This window comes from Streptomyces misionensis (assembly GCF_007896895.1).
Classification (GTDB): Bacteria; Actinomycetota; Actinomycetes; order Streptomycetales; family Streptomycetaceae; genus Streptomyces; species Streptomyces misionensis_A.
Map to the genome: position 1 here is coordinate 108,137 of NZ_VOGW01000188.1, position 19,339 is coordinate 127,475.

The window sequence follows — 19,339 nt, forward strand, 5'->3', positions numbered from 1 at the left end:
TGCCGAACGGACGGGAGGGCCGGGCGCGCCGAGACGACCGGCCCCTTCGGGATCAGTAGTGGATCCACTGCTGGTTGCTGCCGCCGTTGCAGGTCCACAGCTCCAGCAGGGTGCCGTTGGCGGTTCCGTTGCCGGTGGCGTCCAGGCACAGGCCGGACTGGTTGCCGGTGATCGTGCCGTCGGCGTTGAACGTCCACTTCTGGTTGCCGCCGCCGTCGCAGGTGTAGATGTCCACCTTCGTGCCGGGGCTGGTGCCCTGCCCTGCCGCGTCCAGGCAGTCGCCGCCGTAGACGCGCAGCTCACCGGCCGAGGTGGTGGTCCACTGCTGGTTGCCGCCACCGTTGCAGTCCCACAGTTGCACCTGGGTTCCGTCGGTCTGGGACTGGTTGGGCACGTCCACGCAGCGGCTGGAGCCGATGCCGGTGATCGGTCCGCTCGTGCCGCCGCCCTGACCGGGGGTGACGGACAGGTTGTCGAACTGCGCCGTCTCGCCCTGGCCGGTGGCGTAGCCGACCTGTCCGCCCGCGTAGCCGTGGTCGTCGGCCGAACCGACCTTGGCGCCGTCGACGGAGGCGGTGATGGTGCTGCCGGCGAAGCCCAGGGACAGCGTGTGCCACTGGCCGGTGCCGATCGCCGCGGTCGTTCCGTGGGCGAGCGTGGTCGAATCGCCACCGGTGCCGGTGCGCAGCAGCGACCAGGCTCCGGTGTCGCTCACGCGCAGGTGGTAGGCGTTCAGGCCGGCCGCCCCGCTGTAGCTCTGCGTGTTCGCCCGGCCGAGGAGTTCGGCGTACCCGGGCTTCTCGAGCAGGACGTCGGAGGAGACGGTGTAGTTGCTCCAGCCGAGGTCTCCGAGCAGGCTGTGGGGATCGGTGAGCGGGTCCCAGGTGATCGGCGCCTGTGCGCTCATCTGCCGCACGCACTTGCCGCCGCGTCCGCCGCCACAGGCCGCGACCTCGAAGGCGCCCTGCCAGTCCATGAGGTACTTGGCTTCGGCACCGGTGGTGTAGCCGTCGAAGCCGTCGCTGTAGGGCAGGCTCATCGAGTGCCGGGCCGGGGCGGCGGCCGTGCCCTTGCCCTGGCCGGTGGTGGTGGTGATCGTGTAGACGCGGCCGGGCTGCACGGTCAGGCTGAAGCCGCCGTTCGAGGGCGTGATGTCCGTGGAGTGGACGAAGTAGTCGGCCGGGTCACCGGAGTTGACATTGGTCGACCACACATGGACGGTTCCGGTGGACAGACCGCCGGTGACGTTGAAGTTCAGCGTCTGGGTGCCGGTCGCGTCCATGGTCTCGATGACCGTGGAGTAGTCGGACCTGTTCGGGGACTTCAGCGAGACGTAGCTGCCGTTGCCGCGGCTGCCGCCGATGTAGCCGCTGGAGGAGTCGAGGTACTGCCAGCCGGGGGCGGTGAACTGGGTGGTCTGGGCCGTCACCCAGGCGTTCTTGCCGATCGCGTAGTACCCGGACCACGGCTGAGGGGTGAGCGCGAGACCCATGGTCGGATACGGGAGGTTCGGCGTGAGCGCGGCCACCACGGGCCAGTTGAGGTACGCGGTCATCCTGCCGTCGATGTAGCCGCGGTTGATGCCTCGGGCCATCGCGTTGGCACCGGCGTTGTAGTCGTCGGAGCCGTTCTCGCTGGCCCACAGCTGCTTGCCGGACGAGCCGGCGGACGACGGAACACCGCAGTCGGTCTGCGCGGACCGGTAACCGCAGGGGTAGTGGGTGCCGATGACGTCGACCGAGGAGGCGAAGGCAGAGTCGGAGTTCACGTCGTTCGCGATGGACCAGTCGGAGTCGGCTCCGACGATCTTGACCTTGCCGTAGCCGTTGCTGTCGAGCGCCGCGCGCAGTCGCTCGTACCAGGAGACGTTGTAGCCGCGCTCGTTCCATCCGCCCAGATAGTCGATGGTCAGCCCGTGCTGCTTGGCGCAGCCCAGCCAGGAGACCAGGTAGCCGATCATGTCGGAGGACCAGAAGGTGCCGTTGCCGATCCAGCCGGGCGCTCCCCAGGCGAGGCCGTACAGCTTGATGTTCGGGTTGCGTGACGTGGCCTGCTCCATCAGCCACCACTCGTAGCCCCGGTCGCAGTTCAGGTCTCCGCGCGTGTGCTCGTGGCTCGGCTCGGCGCCCGAGGTGGAGTTGGTGTCGCCTCCGATCTCGGTCTTGAGGATCTGCAGGGAGGCGCCGTAACCGGGCCGGAAGAGGTAGTCCAGGATCTGGCTGCGCTGCGGCTCGGGATAGTCGATCAGGAGCCGGCTGTTGCCGCCGCCGCCACTGATCGCGCCCACGCCGTCGAACGTGCGGCCCGTGGAAGAGCCGTTGATCGTGATGGCGGTGGCCGCCTGGGCGGGTCCGGCGGCACCGGCGACCATGCCGCCGGCGGCCAGGACGAGGCCGACGAGCATGGCCGTCGACGTGCGTAAGCGCCGGAGCGACCGGCTGAACGCTGACATGGCGGGGTTTCCTTTCGGGGGGAGAGGGGTGTCGTGCACCGGTGGCGGGCGGCCCTCCGGGCCGGCCGGAGGACCGCCCGCCTGGTGCCGCAGGCGCGGCGCGGTGTCAGCGGTAACCGGCCGCCGTGATGTCGGACTGCACCGCGTTGTCCGTGGCGTCGGAGGGGTATCCCGCGACGATCGCCCCTTCGTAGAAGGTGCCGGCGCTCTGGTTCGCGCCACCGCCGGGCTTGCAGCAGTCGCCGCCGCTGCCCAGCACGATGGCCCCCTGCTTCTTCATGGGGCTGTATCCGCTGGGCAGTCCGCCGTCCCACACCGTGGTGAGTCCGCCGGACTGCGCGTCACCGCCCTTGAGGGCGAATCTCGAGGTGCCGTTGTTCTTCAGCATCGCGGTGACGAACCTGCTTGTGAAGGCTCGCTGGCCGGTGTTCCAGGACTGGCTGCCGCCGGAGTACAGGCCCCATTCGAGGTCTGCCTGGACCCACGGCCCGCTGCCCGAGCAGCCCCCGAACCAGCACTCGGTGCCGAAGTTGATCGCGTCCATGGCGCCGGCGGCGTCGGCGCCGCGGGTCGTCTCGCTGTTGCCGTAGTCGAAGCAGCAGCCGTTGTTCACGTGGGTGCCGCTGGTGACCATGTAGGCGCCCTCGGGCGCGCTGCCGGTCGGCACACCCGTCAGGTGGCCGTCCCGCCAGTAGCTGTTGCCGGGATTGATGTACAGCGAGTAGGCCTTGGTGCCGCCGGCCGTGAGCGACTCCGAGGTCGCCTTCGCCGGGCTGCTCTGACTCGACCCGGGAACCTGTGCCGAGCCCTGGTACCAGAGGTCGTTGCCGTGCCCCGACTGGTCGTGGACCATGGTGATCACGCAGGTGGTGCCCGAACAGAACGAGTCCTGCGCCGCCGCGTCGGCGTAGCCGCCGGGCGTCCGCACACCGATCTCCCTCGTCGCGTTGTCGGACGAGCGCCTGACCTGGTACAGGCTGCCGCTGTACGAGCCGTAGAGGGCGCGGACCGTGCTGTGCGCGGCCACACAGGGGGTACCGCCCGCGGCGTAGATGTCGCAGGAGTGCGAGCCGCCCGTCGGCTGAGGCGTCGTCGACGACGTGCTCCACTTCTGGTTGCTCTGGCCGGTGCAGGTCCACAGGACGACGGCGGTCCCGTTGGCGGTGGCGGCGCCGTCGACGTCCAGGCACAGCCCCGACTGCACCCCTGTGACGGTCCCGTCGGAGGTGTGCCGCCACTGCTGGTTGGCCTGGCCGTTGCAGGTCCAGATGATCACCTGGGTCCCCGGCGCGGTGCCGGAGCCGGAGGCGTCCACGCAGCGGGTACCGCCCATGGTCCTCAGCTCCCCGGACGAGGTGAACTCGAACGCCTGGTTGGCCTGGCCGTTGCAGTCCCAGATCCCGAGGGCGGTGCCCGCCGTGTCGACGTCGCCCTTGACGTCGAGACACCGTCCTGAGGCCGAGCTGACGAGGGGTACGGCTGCCGCGGACGCCGGCGCCGGCCATGCCGGCGCGGCCGTCAGCATCGTGGCCAGCAGCGCCGGCACGCAGGTGACGGCGGACGTCGGGAAGCGGCGTCTGCTCGCCGCTCCTTTCCGGCGGGAGACGGGTAACGGATACATGGTCCTCTTCCTCGGGGATCAGCGGGATGAAGGGCGGGTGCAACAGGGGATCAGGGGGATGGCGGGGGCAGTGCGGCCTTCCTGAGGGTCCGGCCGGTGATCAGCCGCGGGTCCATCTCTGGTTGGCGGCTCCGGTGCACTGCCACAGCTGGACCACGGTGCCGTTGGCGGTGCCGTTGCCGTCGGCGTCCAGGCACAGGCCGGACCTGGCATTGGTGACACTGCCGTCGGAGTCGAGGTTCCACTGCTGGTTGCTGCCGCCGTTGCAGTCCCAGATGATCGCCCGCGTCCCGTTCGCCGTGCCGTTGGCCTCGTCGTCCAGGCACTTGTCGCCGTAGACGCGCAGTTCCTTGGCGCCGGTCGGCGTCCACTGCTGGTTGGCGCCGCCGTTGCAGTCCCACAGCTCGGTCCCGGTGCCGTTGGCACGGCTGAGGCCGGGGACGTCCAGGCAGCGGTCGGCGTTGCCGTTGCGCAGCGCGCCGGCCTGGCCCCCTCCGGTGGAAGCGCCGCCGTAACCGGCCGCGGTGACGGCGGCCTGCACCGCGTTCTCGGTGGCGTCCGACGGGAAGCCTGAGGTGACGGCGCCCTCGAAGAACTCGCCCTGCCCGGACACGCTGTTGTCACCGCCCGTACCCAGCAACAGGGAGCTGTCGGTCTTCATGGGCGCATAACCGCTCGGTAAGGCCCCGGAATACGTGGTGGTCAGTCCACCGCTGGTGGCGTCCCCGTATTTCAGCGTGAAGTTGCTCGTCCCGTTGTTCTTCTCCCAGGCGCTGACGAAGGGATGGTGGACGCCCTGGTTGTTCGGGTCCTTGTTGGAGCCGCTCCCGGTGTGGAACATGCCGTTCTCCAGGTCGGCCTCGACCCAGGGGCCGGTGCCGACGCAGTTGCCGAACCAGCAGGCGTTGCCCCAGTAGATGGCGTTCATGGTGGCGTTGCCGGTGTCCGTGTGGGTGTTCTCGCCGCTGCCGTAGTCGAAGCAGCACCACTGGTCGGTGTTGTCGGAGGAGGTCACCATGTAGATGCCCTCGGGCTGGGCCCCGGTGGGGGCCCCGTTGGCGTGGTCGATCCGGTACCCGACGCCGGGCGTCACCCTGACACCGAAGACCTGGTGCCCGCCCGCAGTGACGGGCAGGGCCGCGGCGTCGGCACCCACGTCGGCCCCGTTGGCGCCGGGGCCCTTCCAGTAGCCGCCCCAGGAGATGGGCAGGTCGTTGCGCCGGCCGGTCTGGTCGTAGATCTTGCTGATCACACAGGAGGTGCCGGCACAGAAGGAGGTCTGGGCCGACGCGTCGGCGTATCCGCCGGCGGACAGCAGACCCACGTCGTGGTAGGCGTGGTCGGAGGCACGCTGGACCTGGTACAGCGGTCCGTCGTAGCCGGCGAGCAGCGCTCGGGTCGTGGAGTGCGCGGCGATACAGGGGGTGCCGCCTGCCGCATAGAGGTCGCAGGGCAGCGACGGCGCCGCGGCCGTCTCGACCTCCGCCGTCCACGCGGGGGCATCGCTCGCGTCGGCCCGGCCGCCGGAGAACACGGCTGCCATCGTGAGGATCAGCAGGAACACGGTGAGGGGTCTGGTGCGGCCTAAGCCGGTGAGGAGGAAGGACCTGCTGTCGGGCATGGAACCTCCTGCGGAGGAGAGAGGGGGAACCACGGCGTCCACACGGGTGGCACCGGGACCGGGCGTACACGCGTACGGGTGCCGCCGGGCGGCGAGCGGGGGAACGAAGTGCCGGCGCCGGGCCGGGCTCCGGGGGCGGTGCCCGGCCCGGCGGTCCCTACGAGCGTCCTGTCAGGATCAACTCAGGCTCCACCGCTGGTTGTCCTGCCCGTTGCACGTCCACAGTTCGGCCAGGGCCCCGTTGGCGGTGGAGGCTCCGGTGACGTCCAGGCAGAGTCCGGACTGGACTCCGGTGATGGTGCCGTCGGAGTTGATCCTCCACTGCTGGTTGGCCTGGCCGTTGCACTGCCAGATCTCCACCTTGGTGCCGGGCGCGGTCTGGTTGTCGTAGGCGTCCAGGCACATCTGGGAGCTGCCCGAGTAGACGGTCAGCTGCTGGGACGAGGTGTGCGTCCAGAGCTGGTTGGCTCCGCCGCCGCAGGTCCAGATCTCGACCTGGGTGCCTGCGGTGGTGGCCGAGTCGGGTACGTCGAGGCACTTGCCCGCGCCCACCGCGTGGATCTCGCCCGTGGTGGTTCCGCCACCGGTGCTGCTGCCCCCGGACATCCGGTACATGACAACCCCATGTGCCGGGACCGACGCGCTGATCGTGCCCGAGGTGGTCGACGTCGCCCCGGACCACAGGTCGGTCAGCGTGTAGCCGGCGGCGCCGGTCTTGCCGACCGCGCTCGCGGTGGTGCTGATGGTCGCGGTCGATCCGGTCTCGTTGAACAGCACGACGGACACGTCACCGTTCGCGAGCGGTTTGGCCAGGACGTCCAGGCCGTTCGACGAGGACACCATGGTTCCCTGCCTGCCCAGCGAGTCCTGGTCCACCGCGATCACACGGGAGTTGGTGTAGGTGGCCAACGTGGCGGAGGAGGCGGAGGTCAGGTTCGTGCCGGCGATGAGCGGGGCCGCCATCTCCGCCCACAGGCTGAACTCCGAGCGGGCCTCGGTGTCCGACAGGCCGCTGTTGCCGACCTCCAGCATGTCCGGGTCGTTCCAGTGGCCGGGGCCGGCGTAGGAGGCCAGACCCACGTTGGAGTGGAAGATCGAGAGCATGCTGGAGTAGCTCGCGGTGATGTCCCCGGTGGTGCGCCAGCTGTTGCCGACGTTCGCGCCCCAGGTCCACACGTTGTCCTGGCCCCAGTTGCACAGGCTGTACAGGATGGGCCGGCCGGTCGCGGCGAGGGCGTCGCGCATCGCGGTGTAGCGGGTCTGCGCGGCCACCCCGTTGTTGTTGCAGTTGTCGTACTTCAGGTAGTCGACGCCCCAGGAGGCGAAGGACTGGGCATCGGTGGTCTCGTGACCGAGGCTGCCGGGATAGCCGGCGCAGGTGGCGGTGCCGGCGTCCTCGTAGATGCCCAGCTTGAGACCGAGCGAGTGGACGTAGTCGGCGGTCCCCTTGATGCCGTCCGGGAACTTCGCCGGATCGGGAACCAGCCGGCCCGAGGAGTCGCGGGAGTGCGTCATCCAGCAGTCGTCGATGTTGACGTACGTGTAGCCCGCCGCCTGCATGCCGTTGGTGTGCATCGCCTGCGCGGTGGACTTGATGAGCGACTCGGAGACGTTGCAGCCGTAGGCGTTCCAGTCGTTGAATCCCATCTGCGGCGTCAGTGCCAGGCCGTTGCCCAGCGCGGCCGCGGGCTGGGCCGTGCCGACGGTGACCAGGGGGAGCGCGAGCGCGAGAAGGGCGCCGGCCGCTGTGAGCGCTAACATCCGCGACCGGCGCGCCAGATGGCGCAGCCTTCGCGGTGCGGGGGGAATGTGTGCGGGCATCGTCCGTGGACCTCCGGAAACGAGTTGCTCCTGGGGGGAACCGGTGGGGCGCATGGGGTGGTTCACCCGGGCACCCGCGCACGCGCGGGAGCCGGGCTGGTGCACCGTCGGAAGGCGCGGCGCAATGGGGCGGCTCCAGGACGCGCCGGGGCCGTCCGTTGCCCTCGGGGCCGAGTCGGCCTTCCTCGAGGTGGGAGCGCTCCAAGGGCCACACCTCTACGGTCAGCACTCACGAATTCCCGGGGGACGTGATCACACGTGTCGCTCTCCGACGAAAAGTGTGCGTAATTCCAAATGAAATGTTTGCTGTTGTTGAAAAGGAGGCTGGCACACAGCGGGGGCGGACTCAAGGGTCTGGACGGCATTGCCGCGGGCTTGCGCGAGGAGGTCTTGATTCACCCCCGGGTACATGGCGCTCCTGGGGATCGCGGGCCCGCGAGAGTGCGCGCCGGGCGTGCGGGAGCGTCTCGCGTGAGTCGGGCCGGCGTGCGGTCGGCGCGGGCGCTGAGCTGCGCTGGCGGCCGGGGGGGGCGGGGAGGGGGCGTGCGCCGGTCCGGGGCGGGGCGGGGGGGGTGCGGCTGGGGGGGGGGGGGGTGGGGCCGGGGGGGGCGTGCGGTGCTGGGTCATGCTGTTCGAGACATCGATAATGCATAACTCGTAGGTATGGGAGGGGACTTGGCAGCCGTGGAGCAGCCGATGCCTGCCATCGAGTCCGGCCTCGTCGATCTCTCGGGCATCTCCCTCGAAACACTGCGCTCCATGGACGGCGGCACGTTCACCGAGTCCCTGGAGCTGCTGCTGCACCACATCGACGGTCCGCAGGCCATCACGGTGTCATACAGCCCGTCCCGCTTCGACTGAGCGACGAGGTGATCAGCAGGGTGCTGTGGGGGACACGTGGCCGCTGATGCCACGACCACGGGGGAACAGACGGGGGAACGCCTCCCGTTCCACCGGCTTTCGGCAGCCGGCGTCCGGGCCCTCGCCCGCGGTGAGGGCGACGGCGCGGTCATCACGGAACTGCTGCGCGCGGAACGCAGCCGCCGGCTCCTGCTGCTGAGGGCGCTGCGCAACGGACTCGACCGGGGCGGCGCGCGCCCGCAGGACCTGGCCTGGTTCACCGAGGCCTGGGACCTGCTGGAACACGCTCAGCGGCAGGCTCCCGAGGTGTGCGAGGACGTGCTGATGTCCCCGAACACCGGCATGTGGGTCTCGCTCGCGGTACGCCGGATCAGGGGCCGGCCCTACGAGGACGCGCCGCACTGGGTGGTGCTGGGCCATCTGGCCGCGCTCGCGGCGGCCGTCGCGGCACGGGCCGGGCTGGACTTCTCGATCACCGTGCCGGTACGGCGCGGACTGGTGCCGCTGCCCACCCTGGGCTGCGCGGTGCTGGACGCCCCCGAGCCCTGGGGCACCGCCCGGGTCACGGGGCGCGAGGGCCGGCTGTGGGTCACCGGGGCGGTCGGCGAGGTCGAGGTTCCCGCCGACCGGGAGCGGCACGCACAGGACTGGATACCGGTGCGCCGGACGACGCTGGGGGCCGGAGCCCGAGCCGTCTCCCTGGTGCTGGAGGAGCTGGACCCCTACCGGACGTTCCCGCACCCGAGCGAACCCAGCCTGCTGTCCCCGGCCGAGGCGGCGTACTGGGAGTCGCTGCTCGCCGACGCCTGGCAGCTGCTGCTGCGCGACGATCCGGGCAGCGCCGAGGCGATGCGTTCCGGCCTGATGTCGGTGGCGCCGACCCCCCGCAGAGAAAGGTTTCGGCCGCACAGCAGCACGGCCGGTGACGCGTTCGGCGGGGTCACGGCGTCGCGGCCGGACGACGCCGCGCAGCTCGCCGCGACCCTGGTGCACGAGTTCCAGCACACCAAGCTGGGCGGGCTGATGCACCTGGAGCCGCTGAGCGAGACGGCGGACCCCGAGGGGCCGGACACCCTGCTCTACGCCCCCTGGCGCGACGACCCGCGCCCGCTCGGCGGACTGCTCCAGGGCATCTACGCCTTCTTCGGCGTGACCCGCTTCTGGCGCGCCCACCGGCACACCGCCGACCCGGCCTACGCGCCCCTCGCGCACTTCGAGTTCGCGCTGTGGCGCGCCCAGGTGTGGGCCGCGCTGACCGCGGTGCGCGGGCACGAACGGCTGACCCCGCTCGGGCGGTACGTGGTCGAGTGCCTGTCCGAGCGCTGTGCGCAATGGCTCGCCGACGAGGTGCCCGCGACGGAGCTGCGGCTGGCCCAGGAGGCCGCGGACGACCACCGGGCCCGCTGGCGGGCCCACCATCTGCGGCCCCCGGCCGAGGCCGTCGAGGCGACGGTCCGCGCCTGGCACCGCGGCGATGCCCGTCCGCCGTCCGCCCTCACGGCCCCGCCCGTCCTGATCCCCGACACCGCGGTCCGTTTCATGGACGGCACCGCCGTACTGGCCCGGCACCGGCTCGGCGATCCGGACGGGGCCTGGCGGAATCCCGGAGGAGCCGGCGCGGTGGCGGGCGCGGACGCGGCCGAGGTGCTGCTGGCCCGCGACGACCACGCCGGAGCGCGTGCCGCCTTCACCGCCCGGCTGACCGGCGGGGAGGCGCCCGCGTCCGCCTGGCCCGGCCTGGGCCGCGCCCTCGCGCACGACCCGGCCCACCGGGCCGCCGCCCGGTTGTTGCTCCAGTACCCGGAGCGGGCGCGTGCCGTTCACGATGCCGTGGTGGCGACGACGGGTGGGCGGGTGGATCCGGTTCGTCTGGCGTCCTGGTTGGGGTCCTGACGGGTCGTGCGCGTGTGGCTGTTCGGCCCGGGCCGGGTCGCGCCCTCGCGTACGGTCCGGCCCGCCGCCCGGCGTGAGCCCGGGCCGCGCCCCGCGCACGACCCCGCCCACCGGGCCGCCGCCCGCCGTGAGCCCGAGCCGCGCCCCCGCGCACGACCCGGCCCGCCGGAGCCGCGGAGGCCGGGCGCGGTCCGCGCCCGGCTCCCGTCACGACGACCGGCGGGGCCTCACAACGGCAGCGGGTCGATGTCGCAGTTGGCCCGCTGACGGTCGCGGAACTGCACCGTGGCCGGGTGGCGGGTACCGGAGTCGGATTGGAGGCGGGGGGCGTCCAGCACCCGTTCCATGCGGGCCAGGGTGTCCGCGCGCAGCGCCATGCACGCGGCGTCCTCGCCGACCGAGAGGAGGTCGAGCGACAGATTGGCCGCGCAGGCCAGCGTCGTCGGATGGTCCTCGCCGTACGCGACCCGGCACAGGGCCAGGGTCTCCTCGCCCCGCTGCCGCGCCTCCTCGCGCCGGCCCAGCGCGGCGAGGTCGCTCGCCAGGTTGATGGCGCAGACGAGGCTCAGCGGGTGTCCCGCGCCGAGCCCGTCGGTGAGCGAACCGAGCGCCGCCTCGTCCAGCCGCCGCGCCTCCTCGGGCTGCCCGAGCAGCCGCAGGGTGACGGCGAGGTCGACGTCCGCGGACAGGACGTGCGGGTGGTGCGGGTCGTAGATCTGCCGGTAGCCCTCGCACGCCTTGAGGCCCCGGGTGCGGGCGGCCTGGAGGTCGCCGTTCTGCCTCAGCGCCATCGACAGGGCCAGCGCCGCGGCCAGCGACTGCGGGTGCGTCTCGCCGTACCGGCGGGTGAACTGGGCGTACGCGTCCGTGGCCAGCTCCAGCGACCGCGCGTGGTCGCCGGCCTTGCGGGAGGACTCGCTGAGCTGCCGCTTTGCCTCGATCGTGGCGGGGTTGCCCCGGCCGAAGACGTCCTGGTAGGCGCTGAGCATGGACTCGTGCAGCGCGCGGGCGCCGACGTAGTCACCCGTCTCGCGCACGTCGATGGCCACGTGGTTCTCGGAGTGCAGCGTCCGCCGGTCCTCCCGGCCGTACAGACGCAGCTTCAGCGACAGGGTGCTGCGGTCGAGTTCGAGCGCCCCCCTGAAGTCACCGACCAGACGCAGGCTCACACAGAGGTTGTGGGCGATGTTCAGTGTGGTCGGGTCGTCCTCGCCGAACGCCCGGTGCGCCCGCTCGTACGCGATCCGGTCCAGCTCCGCGGCGGTGGTGAACCTGCCCTCCACCCGGCGGACGGCCGCCTCCAGCTGGAGCGCGTCGAGGGCGTCCTCGCGGTTGTCCTCGCCGTCGGCCGGGGCGGTGCGCTCGTACACCTCCCTGAGGCGTGTCACCAGGCGGGCCGCGTCGTCGAACCGGCCGACCACCCAGTACATGAAGCACAGCCACTGCCCCATCAGCAGCGTCTGCTGGTCCTCCTCGCCGAAGATCTCCAGCCAGGCCCGCCACGCCTGCTCGGAGAAGTCCAGTGACACGTCGTGGTCGCCCCACCAGTACAGGTACTCGGCGATGTTGCGCACGAGCTGCCGTACCCAGGGCTGGTCGGAGCGGATCGCGCCGGCGGCGATGACATGGCTGTACAGCTCCGCGTACCGGGGCCAACTCGTCGGCTCCATCGGCGCCTTGGGGTCGGCGGCGGCCAGCAGGGTGTGCGCCCCGTGCCGCATCCGGGCCTGCTCCTCGGGCGACATGCGGTTGTTGAGGACGAGCTGCACCAGGCGGTGCATCTCGATGGAGTTGGTCCGGTGGTCGATCCGGGCCAGCGAGTAGCGGTTCACCTCTCTTATGGCGCGGGCCAGCCGGATCGGGTCGTTCAGCGCGGCGTCCAGCTCCGGGAAGATGCTGCTGTTGCCGAGGCCGGAGAAGATCGACCGGGAGATCGGGTCGGGCGCGAAGTAGGAGCACAGCTGGAGCAGCCGCAGCGCGGCCGGGCTGCGGGTCTCCAGATGGTCGAGGGAGACGTTCCAGGCCGCGGCGACCGGGAGCTGGTAGTCCGGCGGTGGGGCGACCTCGAGGAGTTCCATCCGCTTGTTCTCGAACAGCCGCAGGTACTCGGAGGCGGGCATCCCGGTCTCCGCCCGCCAGGCCGCGGCCTGTTCGAGGGCGAGCGGCAGATCGCCGAGCGCCTCGGCCAGCGCGTCCGCCTCCTCCTCCCGCAGCGGGGGCCCCGAGCGGCGCAGCAGTTCCTTGCTCTCCTCACGGGTGAACACGTCCACCTCGAGGGAGCCGCCCACCTGCCCCCAGCGCCGGTTGCGGGAGGTGACCAGGATGGTGCCGTGGCCGCCCTGCGGGAAGTAGTGGCGCACCTGCTCGGGGTTGTCGGCGTTGTCGAAGATGAGCAGCCAGCGCGCGTACGGCCGGCCCTCGCGCAGCGCCTCCCGGACGGCGGGTCCGGCGATGTTGGCCTCGGTGGTGGTCACCAGGCCGAGCCGCTGCGCGAGTTCCACCAGGGCCTGGCCGATCTGCCCGGGCCGCTCGGAGGGGATCCACCACACGATGTCGTATTCGGACTGGTGCCGGTAGGCGTACTCGATCGCGAGCTGGGTCTTGCCGACGCCGCCCATCCCGTGGATCGCTTCCGGCAGCACCGTCGTGGTGCCCTCCCGCAGCCGATGGTCGAGCAGTTCCAGCAGGGCGTCGCGGCCGGTGAAGTTGGGGTTGCGCGGCGGCAGGTTCCCCCAGACGCGCGGCTGTGCGGTGCGCTCTCCCTCCACGGTCTCCTGGCGCGGTGTCGGCATCGATGTGGCTCCTTCGGGAACGGTCCGGGATTCCGGCTCGGCGGCGTGTGCGGCCACCGGGGAGGCCGAGGCGGGGGGCGCGGATCCCGTGGACGTGCGTAACGGCTTTTCCAGGCTGACTGCGTATCGCCGATCGTGCCAGCTCAACACCTTGGCCAACATGGCGGCACGCTGGTCGTAGCGTCCCGACAGAGCGCGCAGAGCGGTCAGCTCCACACGGAGGAAGGCGATGTTGCGGCTGTTGACGCGGGGCATCGCCAGGGTGTCCAGTGGTTCGTCCGGGGAGGGCAGCGGGGAGCGGGTCGTCCCGTCCGCCGCCAGTAACCCCCGGACGTCGTACAGCACCCGTGCGGTGGCGCTGCGGCGCCCCAGCGCCAGCAGTTCCTCGCGGACATCGGGGGCGAAGTCGAACAGCACATCGGTCGGTCCGTCGCCGTGCACCGGGACGAGCCGGGCCAGACCGCTCATCAGCAGCTCGGAGACGTGCACCGGGCCGGCGTCCGGAGTGGCCGCGACCAGGGCACGGACGACGGGCAGGCTCAACGGCGCGGCGGCCAGCCGGGTGGCGAGGGTGAACGCGGTGGGGCTGGCGGCGGCCCGGAAGTCGGAGACCCGGTCGGCGGCGGGCACGGGACTGTGCGGATCGGGCACGTCCTGCGCCCAGGGCAGCGCGCGGGCCGCGTCGGGCCTGCTCTTCCACTCCCGCGCCGGTACGGCGGACAGGTCGAGCCACTCCGGTTCGGCGCCGGTCACCAGCCGGGTCAGCGCGGCGGCCCAGCGCTCGGTCAGGGCGAGCACGGGTACGACGACGGGGGCGGCCGCCTCCTTCGCGGTCCCGGCGCCGCCCGCCGCGTCGGCCGGAGACTCGCGCTCCGCCCAGCTCCAGGAGCTGTTGGCCGCCCAGGGGCGGGGGGCCCGGATGCGTACCCGGTACACGTCGAGGCCGGTGCGGAACCACAGGTGCGGGGGCAGCATCTGCACCACGGCGACCGGCTGCGCCCGGCCCCAGTCGCGCAGCAGCGGATGCACGGTGCCCAGCCGCCAGCCCGCGGCGATGCCGTCGGTCAGCACCAGCACCACCCGGCGCGCGTCCGCGGGCGCGGGGCCGAGCGGCTCCTCGGCGCACACCTGCGCCGGGTCCGGTTCGTCGGTGCCCAGCAGCCGCACCACACGCACCCGGCCGAACCGCCCCGCCCGCTCCAGTTCCCGGACCAGATCGTCCTCGACCGCCGCGTCCCACACCCGCATCGTGGGATGCGCGTCGACGACGAGCACCGCCTCGGCGGCCTTCCGCCCGAGCCGGCTCAGTACACGGGCGGCCTCCCGGCGGGCCCGTGCCGGTCGCTGTTCGTCGTCATCGTGCATGAGTGCTCTCAAGGCGCCGCAGTGACGGTGAGAGTGCGGTGGAGTCCCGCAGACTCCAGGCATGCGTGACATCCACGAACCAAGCCTCGCAGCGCGAGCACCCCCGAAGCAAGGACGCATGGAGGCACGTGCGCGGTGTACGCCACCGCACGGCCGGAGCAGGAAGGCGGGCACGGAAAGGACCGGAGCCGGTGGATTCACGCCGGTGCATGTCGGGCACCCCCACTCACGACGCGGCGACGGTCGGTGGCCGCCGGGGCCCGGCCGGCCGCGTCACGGCTTCACCGGCGCGTGGGCGGGACCCGGCGGCTCGGGCTTGCGTTCGGGATCGTCGAACAGGATCGCCAGATGGCGCCCCACATGGTTGTCCCACCCCTCCGGCCCCATGGCCAGTGCGTCCTTGCGCCAACGTGCGGTCCGCTCCAGGAGCCCGGCCAGCCCCCGGTCCTGCACGATGTCGGCCACCGCCTCCTTGAAGGCCGGGTCGGAGCAGTCGCCGCGGTGCCAGATCATGGCGGGCACGCCCGCGCGCAGGCCCGCCAGGTACTCCTGGCGGCCGGCCCCGGAGTCCGTGCCCGGCGGCTCGCTGAGCACCAGGCAGACGGCCTGTTCGTCCTCCTTCAGCTCCCGCTCCAGATGGAAGTGGGAGTGGCCCGGGCGGTTCCAGTACGAGTGCGTGTCCGCCGGACGCTCCTTGTACTGGCGCCACTTGTTGTGCCAGGGGCGGTGCCACGCGGCCCTGCGCAGGCGCTCGAAACTGCGGACGAGGACGGTGTAGTCCATCACCAGCGGGGTGGGCGAGCCGGAGTCCGCCTCCTTGTGCCACCACTCGACCGGCTCTCCCAGCAGTTCCCACGGAAGGATGAATTCGAGTACGACGGGTTGCCGCAGGTCCGACCAGCGTTCCTCGGTCTGCTCGATGAGCGTGTCCACCTTGGCCGGCAGGTCGTCGCGGTGCAGGTGCACCGTCTCGCCGGGGATCGGGTGCCAGCCCTCGGCGTCCGACTGCCGCCAGTGGGAGAGGTAGTACCGGTCGGGGTCCACCCCGTCCGGCTCGAACTGGATCATCAGATAGGCCGGCATCAGCGAGGCCGCCGGCTCGGTGACGCCGTCGAGCTGCCACTCGGCCATCTGGTCCTCGAGGTTCCAGGCGCGGGCCTGTGCGCGGTTCCAGCGGCGCAGCCGCTCGGCTGCCTCCCGGCGACCGTCCTCGACCAGCTGGTCCGCGGCCAGGGACAGGAACGCCATGCTCACGGGGAGTTCCCGCGCCGCCGAGTTGCCACCGGCCAGGCGTAAGAACACCGCCCAGCCGCTGTCGCACCAGACCGGCAGCTCCTGGGTGCGCGAGCGGCTGGCCCGGCGCGCCATCGCCGTCAGCGTGGCCGGGGAGCGCAGCTCCATCAGGTCCGGGCGCAGCGGGTGCAGATCGGCGCCGTCGAAGAAGTCGACCGCCTCCCACTCGTCCACCAGGCGCTCCAGCGCCAGCACGGTGGCGGACCGCTCCTCCACATGGCCGAGGCAGCGCACCAGGCAGGGCATTCCGTCGGGGACCCGCGCGCAGCTCTCCACGAGGCGCAGCAAAGAGGGGCGCAGGGCCCCGCTCCCCAACGGCTCCAGGGGGGTGCCCAGTTCCTCGCCCAGCATGGTCATCAGCAGTTCGGCACTGGTCGGGTGCCGCAGGGTGGGCGACCGCTGGAGCACGTCGACGACACCGGCCATCAATTCGTTGCGAACCCGCGCGGGGTTCCGTCCTTCCACCCCCGTGACCTCCGATCGCCACCAGCCGCCGGTCCATTCGCAGTGACGGTGCCGACCAGCGTACGGCCACTTCTCCCGCCACGTCAGGGTGTCGGGGCGCGCAGCGGACACGCGGCCTCGGCGATCCGGTCAGCGTTCCCCCTCGTCTTCCTCCCCGGAGATCAGCACCTTTATCTGCGCTCCGTCCGGAGTGACCAGTTTCGGGTGCAGGGTGAGGCGGATCCGGTGGGTGTGCGAGGTCTCCAGACGCGCGTCGGCGCCGGCCTCGACCACCCAGAACCGCACCTTGCCGCTCGCCCCGCCCTTGCGGCCCACCACCACGTCCGCCTCGATCTCCACCGGTCCGAGTTCGAACCGCACGGCACCGGCCGGTCCCTGGGTCAGGGCGGCATCCAGTTGCTGTCTCAACTCCCGGATCATTTCAGCGAGTTCGATCACATGGCAATCCTATCGACGCGCCAGCGGTGCGCGCAGGCCGAAGCGGCACCCGGTACGGCGGCCCGCCGCCCGCCGGGATCGTCCGCCCTATAATCCACCGATTCGGTGGACAACCCCGCGGAGGTACGGATGGTCGACGCGCACGGACCTGCTCCTCTGAAGCTGGTCGTGGTCGGGGCGGGGGCCTGCGGAATCCTGACCGCCGTCCACGTCGCCGAGGAGGCCGCACGCACCCGCGCGCCGGTGGACCTCACGCTGGTCGACCCCGGACCGGAGCGTGCGGCGGGCGTGGCGTTCTCCACCGGGAACCCGCGCCACCTGCTCAACGTGCCCGCAGGCGGTATGAGTTGCCTGCCCGACCGGCCCGACCACTTCGTCCGCTGGCTTTCCCGCGAGCGGCTGCCCGCCGCCACCGAACGTACCTTCGCGCCCCGCGGCCACTACGGCGACTACCTCCTCGACACCCTCGCCACCCGCGTCGAACGAGCCCGCGGCCCGCTGGCCTTCCGGCGCCGGTCCGCCCGCGCCGTCGCCTGCTCCGTGCGCGGCGGGCAGGCCGGGGTACGGCTGTCCGACGGGGCGCTGCTGACCGCCGACGCCGTGGTGATCGCCACCGGGCCGCTCGCCGGACAGGCGCCCTGGGCCCCGGCCGCGCTACGGGAGTCGGGGCGGTTCGTGCCCGATCCCTGGGCGCCCGGCGCGCTCGACGGACCGCTCGCGGACCACCGGGACGTCCTGCTGGTCGGCGCGGGTCTGACCGCCGTGGACGTGGCCCTCGCCCTGGACCGCCCGGGGCGCACCGTGCACGCCCTGTCCCGGCACGGAAGGCTGCCCCGCCGCCACGCCCTGGTGCCCCTGCCGCCGGTGTCCCCGGCCGAGCCGCTGGAGGGGCTGCCGCTGTGCCGGCTGCGCCCCGCCGTGCTGCGGCACATCCGGCGCGTGACCGACGAACTGGGCGACTGGCGCCCGGCCTTCGACGGTCTGCGCCCGCTGATCTCCCGGCTGTGGGCCGGGCTCGACGACGAGGACCGGGCGGAGTTCCTGCGCAGCCACCGCCATCCGTGGGAGATCCACCGGCACCGGATGGCGCCCGAGACGGCCGAGACCGTCACCCGGCTGCGGACCGCCGGCCGGCTGCGCCTGCACACGGGCGAGGTCACGGCGGCCCGGCGGGACGGCGACGCGCTCGCCGTGACGGTCACCGGCTCCCGGGACCTCCTGGCGGGCTGGGTGGTGGACTGCACCGGCCAGGGACTGCGGACCGCCGAGTCCCGTGACCCCCTGCTCTCCTGCCTGGTCTCCTCCGGTCTTGCCCTGCCCGGCCCGCTCGGGATCGGGCTCGCCACGACCGCCGAGGGGCGGCTGCGGGCCCGGGACGGAGCCGTCGTACCGCTGTGGACGCTGGGCGCGCACCGGCGCGGCGACCTCTGGGAGAGCACCGCCGTACCGGAAATCCGCGAGCAGGCCGCCGCGTTGGCGCGGACCCTGCTGAAATCTCCTTCGACGGCCGTACGTTCGATTGCGCGTGCCGAGCGGGCGCGGCCGGTGCCGGCGCCCGCCCGGCCGGGGGCCACGGTGTGGCTGACCGGGCCGCCCGGCGCGGGCAAGAGCCGCATCGCCGCCGAACTGGCCGCCCGCATGCGGGCCGAGGGCCACCGGGTGGAGGTCCTGGACGGCGGCGAGATCGGCGCGGGTCCCTCGGCGGGGCCCGGCCCCCTGAGCGAGGACCAGGACACGCGGGTGCGGCGGGTCGGCATGGTCGCCGAGGTGCTGGCGCGCAACGGCGTCATCGTCCTGGTGCCGGACTGCGCGCCCGGCCGCGGCGGGCGGGACGGCGTCCGGCTGCGCCACGACCTCGCCCGGCTGCCGTACCTGGAGGTCCACGTCGCCGCGCCGGTGGCGGCCCGCGCCGCCCGCGACGTCACGGGCCTCCTGACCCGGCAGGCGGCGGGCGCGCCGAACGGCCTTCGGGGCGTGACCGGCGTGGACGACCCGTACGAACCGCCGGGCTGCCCGGAGCTGCGTCTGGAGGCCCACCGGGGGACCCCCGCCGAGTCGGCGGACGCCGTGCACGCCCTGCTCACCGAACGGGGGCTGCTCTGAGGGCCCGCGGCACGCCGCGCGCCGGAGCCTGTTCGGTGGTGCCGGACGCGGCTTCCGGCTCGGCCGGACGGCACATACCGGCCAGCGATCGTGGCATATACCGGCCGAAAGGTTGACAAGCCATAACTCACCTGTTTTTCCCTGCGTTTACCTTCATGCGGGCGAGCGCCCGCGATCAAGTCTGGAAGGCAGGGAACCTATGAAACGGGTTACCCGAAACGGTGTGATCGCCCTTGCGGCCGCCTCGGGGGCGATGGCTCTGGCCGGGACGGCGTACGCCGACTCCGCGGCGGACGGGGCCGCGGTCGGCTCGCCCGGGCTGGTCTCCGGCAACGGGATCCAGCTTCCGGTGCACGTCCCGGTGAACGTGTGCGGGAACACCGTGAACGTGGTGGGGCTCCTCAACCCCGCGATGGGCAACAGCTGCGCCAACAAGGGCGGCACCGCCACCGAGGGCGGTGCCACGACGGGGGGCGGGGCCACGGCCGCCGGGGTGGAGAAGGGCTCGCCGGGTGTCGTCTCCGGCAACGGCATCCAGTTGCCGGTCGACCTGCCGGTCAACGTCAGCGGCAACACCGCGAACGTCGTGGGGATCGGCAACCCCGTCTTCGGCA

General features: G+C 72.3%; 11 protein-coding genes. 4 read left to right on the forward strand and 7 right to left on the reverse strand.

Going from position 1 to position 19,339, the window contains the following annotated elements:
* Positions 1-52 precede the first annotated feature (52 nt).
* The 4 genes from FRZ03_RS34160 to FRZ03_RS34175 all read right to left on the reverse strand — a co-directional run bounded on the left by FRZ03_RS34160 (position 53) and on the right by FRZ03_RS34175 (position 7,455).
* Positions 53-2,452 carry a ricin-type beta-trefoil lectin domain protein gene (locus FRZ03_RS34160; RefSeq protein ID WP_146468940.1) on the reverse strand — a complete coding sequence of 800 codons (2,400 nt, stop codon included), beginning with the start codon at positions 2,450-2,452 and terminating at the stop codon, positions 53-55.
* Between the two features lie 106 nt (positions 2,453-2,558).
* Positions 2,559-3,977 (reverse strand): lectin, encoded by a 1,419-nt coding sequence (locus tag FRZ03_RS34165; protein ID WP_186785785.1) that lies wholly within the window; start codon positions 3,975-3,977, stop codon positions 2,559-2,561.
* A 196-nt stretch (positions 3,978-4,173) separates the two neighbouring features.
* Entirely contained in the window at positions 4,174-5,694 is a 1,521-nt protein-coding gene (locus tag FRZ03_RS34170; protein ID WP_261399468.1) for an arabinofuranosidase catalytic domain-containing protein, read from the reverse strand.
* A gap of 177 nt (positions 5,695-5,871) precedes the next feature.
* Positions 5,872-7,455, reverse strand: a complete 1,584-nt coding sequence (locus tag FRZ03_RS34175; protein WP_146468942.1) for a glycoside hydrolase family 27 protein — start codon at positions 7,453-7,455, stop codon at positions 5,872-5,874.
* A 756-nt stretch (positions 7,456-8,211) separates the two neighbouring features.
* Between FRZ03_RS34175 and FRZ03_RS39600 the strand changes: the two genes are divergently transcribed.
* Both FRZ03_RS39600 and FRZ03_RS34185 read left to right on the forward strand, forming a co-directional pair.
* Positions 8,212-8,376 (forward strand): hypothetical protein, encoded by a 165-nt coding sequence (locus tag FRZ03_RS39600; protein WP_186785779.1) that lies wholly within the window; start codon positions 8,212-8,214, stop codon positions 8,374-8,376.
* A 36-nt stretch (positions 8,377-8,412) separates the two neighbouring features.
* Positions 8,413-10,269 carry an HEXXH motif domain-containing protein gene (locus tag FRZ03_RS34185; RefSeq protein WP_146468943.1) on the forward strand — a complete coding sequence of 619 codons (1,857 nt, stop codon included), beginning with the start codon at positions 8,413-8,415 and terminating at the stop codon, positions 10,267-10,269.
* A gap of 227 nt (positions 10,270-10,496) precedes the next feature.
* Here FRZ03_RS34185 and fxsT read toward each other — a convergent pair whose 3' ends face one another.
* The 3 genes from fxsT to FRZ03_RS34200 all read right to left on the reverse strand — a co-directional run bounded on the left by fxsT (position 10,497) and on the right by FRZ03_RS34200 (position 16,622).
* A complete protein-coding gene (gene fxsT, locus FRZ03_RS34190; RefSeq protein WP_146468944.1) occupies positions 10,497-14,426 on the reverse strand; it encodes an FxSxx-COOH system tetratricopeptide repeat protein in 3,930 nt (1,309 codons plus the stop codon).
* A gap of 273 nt (positions 14,427-14,699) precedes the next feature.
* Positions 14,700-16,145 (reverse strand): VMAP-C domain-containing protein, encoded by a 1,446-nt coding sequence (locus tag FRZ03_RS39605; RefSeq protein WP_186785780.1) that lies wholly within the window; start codon positions 16,143-16,145, stop codon positions 14,700-14,702.
* A 168-nt stretch (positions 16,146-16,313) separates the two neighbouring features.
* The gene (locus FRZ03_RS34200; protein ID WP_146468945.1) at positions 16,314-16,622 is read right to left on the reverse strand and encodes a trypco2 family protein; all 309 of its coding nucleotides are present in this window, start codon (positions 16,620-16,622) and stop codon (positions 16,314-16,316) included.
* 105 nt (positions 16,623-16,727) lie between these two features.
* Between FRZ03_RS34200 and FRZ03_RS41060 the strand changes: the two genes are divergently transcribed.
* Both FRZ03_RS41060 and FRZ03_RS41065 read left to right on the forward strand, forming a co-directional pair.
* Positions 16,728-18,725 (forward strand): FAD/NAD(P)-binding protein, encoded by a 1,998-nt coding sequence (locus FRZ03_RS41060; RefSeq protein WP_186785781.1) that lies wholly within the window; start codon positions 16,728-16,730, stop codon positions 18,723-18,725.
* Between the two features lie 199 nt (positions 18,726-18,924).
* Positions 18,925-19,339 (forward strand): chaplin (locus FRZ03_RS41065; protein ID WP_186785782.1); only part of this gene is annotated, 415 nt, incomplete at its 3' end.